This is a genomic window from Novosphingobium sp. B-7 (assembly GCF_000410615.1).
GTDB classification, from domain to species: Bacteria; Pseudomonadota; Alphaproteobacteria; order Sphingomonadales; family Sphingomonadaceae; genus Novosphingobium; species Novosphingobium capsulatum.
Map to the genome: position 1 here is coordinate 1 of NZ_APCQ01000073.1, position 3,533 is coordinate 3,533.

General features: G+C 67.2%; 2 protein-coding genes and 1 pseudogene. All 3 read left to right on the forward strand.

Annotated elements, in window-relative coordinates:
• A pseudogene (locus H926_RS32870) lies at positions 1–198 on the forward strand (efflux RND transporter periplasmic adaptor subunit); the annotation flags it as partial.
• 13 nt (positions 199–211) lie between these two features.
• Entirely contained in the window at positions 212–3,313 is a 3,102-nt protein-coding gene (locus tag H926_RS0100620) for an efflux RND transporter permease subunit (protein ID WP_022674572.1), read from the forward strand.
• Positions 3,306–3,533, forward strand: a 228-nt coding sequence (locus H926_RS0100625) for a hypothetical protein (protein ID WP_022674573.1), incomplete at its 3' end; no start/stop codon positions are given. The genes H926_RS0100620 and H926_RS0100625, both read left to right, overlap by 8 nt.

The window sequence follows — 3,533 nt, forward strand, 5'->3', positions numbered from 1 at the left end:
GTGCCCGAAGGCGCAGTGACCACGATCGGCGTGGACGAGATGGTCTTTGTCGCCACGCCGCGTGGCTATCAGCGCCGCACCGTGCACCGCCTGGGCGCGGCCGATGGCCAGGTCATCCTCAAGGATGGCGTGCGCGCCGGCGAGGCCGTCGTCGTTCATGGCACCAGCGCCTTGAAGGCGCTGGCCGAAGCGAACTGAGCAGGCCCGCCCCATGCTCCGCAAGCTAGTCGCGCTCTCGCTCTCCTATCGCCTGCTCGTGCTCGGGCTGGCGCTGGCCGTGGCGCTCCTGGGCACCTGGGCCTTCATCGGCCTGCCGGTCGATGCCTATCCCAATATCGCGCAAACCCAGGTCAAGATCATCCTCAAGGCGCCGGGCATGACGCCCGAGGAAGTCGAAAGCCGGGTGATCACGCCGATCGAAACCGAAATGCTGGGTATTCCCGGCCAGGCTGTGCTGCGCTCTACCGCCAAATACGCGATTGCCGACGTGACCATCGATTTCGTCGACGGGACCGACATCTATTGGGCGCGTAACCAGGTGGCCGAGCGGCTTTCAGGCGTGATGGCCGATCTGCCCGGTTCGGTCAGCGGCGGCATGGCGCCGATTTCCACGCCGCTGTCCGACGTGCTGATGTTCACCATCGATGGCCCCCTGTCGCTTCAGCAAAAGCGCGAGCTGCTCGACTGGACGATCCGCCCCGCGCTGCGCACCGTGCCCGGCGTGGCCGATGTCAATGCGCTGGGCGGCTTTGTCCGCACATTCGAGGTGCGCCCCGATCCCACCGCGCTGGCCGCCGCGCACCTCTCGATCGCGCAGATCAAGGCGGCGATCGAAAGCGGCAACCGCAACGATGGCGCCGGCCGCCTGGTCACCGGCGAGGAAGCGTTGATCGTGCGCACCGTCGGCGCGATCCAGACCGAGGCTGACCTGGCCGCGCTGGTCATCGCCAATCCGCAGGGGCGCGTGCTGCGCCTGGGCGATGTGGCGCAAGTCGGCACCGGCAGCCTTACCCGCTATGGCGCGGTATCGCGCGGGGGCAAGGCCGAGACGGTCGAAGGCCTGGTGATCGCCCTGCGCGGGGCCGACGCGCAAAAGGTGGTTTCAGGGGTGAAGACCCGCCTGGCCGAACTGCAACACGCCCTGCCCGCCGGCACTACCATCCACACATTCTACGATCGCTCCGACCTGGTCAGCCGCGCGGTGTGCACTGTGGAAGAAGCGCTGGTCGAGGCGACGATCCTGGTGATCGTGCTGCTCGTGCTGTTCCTGGGCGATTGGCGCGCGGCGGCGATCGTGGCGACCACGCTGCCGATGGCTGCGCTGATCACGTTCCTGCTCATGCACCTGTTCGGCCTCTCGGCCAACCTGATGAGCCTGGGGGGCCTGGCCATCGCCATCGGCATGCTGGTCGATGGCGCAGTGGTGGTGGTGGAAAACGTAGTCGAACGGCTGGGCCAGGCAAGGAATGACAGCCTCCCGCGGCTCAACCAGGTGTTCCGCGCCACGGCCGATGTGATCGTGCCGGTCTCGGCCGGGATCGTCATCATTGCCCTGGTGTTCCTCCCGCTGCTCTCGCTCCAAGGACTGGAAGGCAAGCTGTTTGCCCCGGTGGCGCTGACCATCGTGTTCGCGCTGGTCGGCTCGCTGCTGCTGGCGCTCACCCTCGTGCCGGTGCTGGCCTCATTCGGCCTGGGCCAGGGCCACCATGGCGAGCCGTGGATCATGCGCTGGCTGGCCCCACGCTATCGCCGCCTGCTCGACGGCGCCTTTGCCCGCAAGGGTCTGGTCTATGCCCTGTCGGCCGGTGGCCTCGCCGTGGCAGTGCTGGCCTATGGCGCGGTGGGCAAGACCTTTATGCCGACGATGGACGAAGGCTCGGTCATCGTGCAGCTGACCAAGCTGCCCACGATCAACCTGGCGCAATCGACGCAGATCGACATGGCAGTGGAACGCGCGCTCAAGACCGTGCCCGAAGTGGCCGACGTGATCGCCCGCACCGGCTCTGACGAGATCGGCCTCGATCCCATGGGCCTGAATGAAACCGACAGCTTCGTGGTGCTCAAGCCGCAATCGGAATGGCGAGGCAACAAGGATTTCGTGGTGGAGGAACTGCGCAAGGCGACCGAGGGCCTGCCCGGTGTGCAGACCACGTTCACCCAGCCGATCGAGATGCGCGTGTCCGAAATGCTCACAGGCGCGCGCGGCGATCTGGCAGTGAAGATCTTCGGGCCAGACACCCGCGTGCTGGCCGATCTGGCCACGCGCATCCAGGCAACGCTCAAGGGTGTGCGCGGCGCCACCGAAGTGCTGACCGTGGCCAACGACAATGTTGATTACCTGCAATTGAACATTGATCGCGTCGCGGCCGGGCGGCTGGGCGTGCCGGTCGATCAACTCGAAGATACCTTGCGTGCCGGGGTGGAAGGGATGCCCGCCGGCATCGTCGCCGAAGGGCAGCGGCGCGTGCCGATCGTGATCCGTGGCGATGACAGCTTGCGCAGCGATCCCACCCGCTTTGCCGACATGCAGATGGTTACCCCATCGGGCAGCGTGGCGCGGGTGGCGGACATGGCGCAGGTTTCGCGCACGGCCGGGCCGGTCAAGCTCGACCATGAAAACGCCTCGCGCTTTGCCCTCGTCCAGGCGTTCGTATCGGGGCGCGACCTGGTCGGCTATGTCGAGGATGCCAAGGCGCAGGTGGCGAGAGCCGTGCCGCTGCCGGCAGGCTATCGCATCCAATGGGGCGGCCAGTTCGAAAACCAGCAGCGCGCCGCCGCGCGGCTGATGCTGGTCATTCCCATGGCGCTGCTGCTGATCTTTGGCGTGCTGCTGGCCACGCTGCGCTCGCTGCGCGCTTCGGGGCTGATCCTCGCGAACATTCCCTTTGCCATGGTCGGCGGCATCGTGTCGCTGTGGCTCTCGGGAGAATATCTCTCGGTGCCAGCCTCGGTCGGGTTCATCGCCCTGCTTGGCATCGCCGTGCTCAACGGGCTGGTGCTGGTCGCGTATTTTCGCCAGCTGCGCGAGGAAGGCCTGCCCATGGCAGAGGTGGTGCGCCAGGGCGCGGAACGGCGCCTGCGCCCCGTGCTGATGACTGCCAGCATCACCGCGTTCGGGCTGGTGCCGCTGCTGTTTTCCAGCGGGCCCGGCTCGGAAATCCAGCGGCCACTGGCGATCGTGGTGATCGGTGGGCTGGTCACCTCCACTCTGCTCACGCTCGTGCTGCTGCCGATCCTGTTTGCCCGGTTCGGCGAAAGCGCGGCCGAGCGTGACAACCAAACTGACCTCCCGACAGAGGCGCACCATGGCTGATCTGCTGCTCACCTTCCACTGCGCACGTGGCGATGCCGAAGGCCTGGCGCTGGCACTGCGCGACGCCGCCGCAGCGCCGGTGCACCGCACTGACGAAATGGTGCTGGGCCACGACTATGCCGACGCCGGCACGGGCGAGCAGGTCGAAGGCCTGCTGCGCCGCGCCGCGCTGACGCTGATCGTGGCGCAAGACCGCTGCGCCGGGGTGGTCGATGCCGCG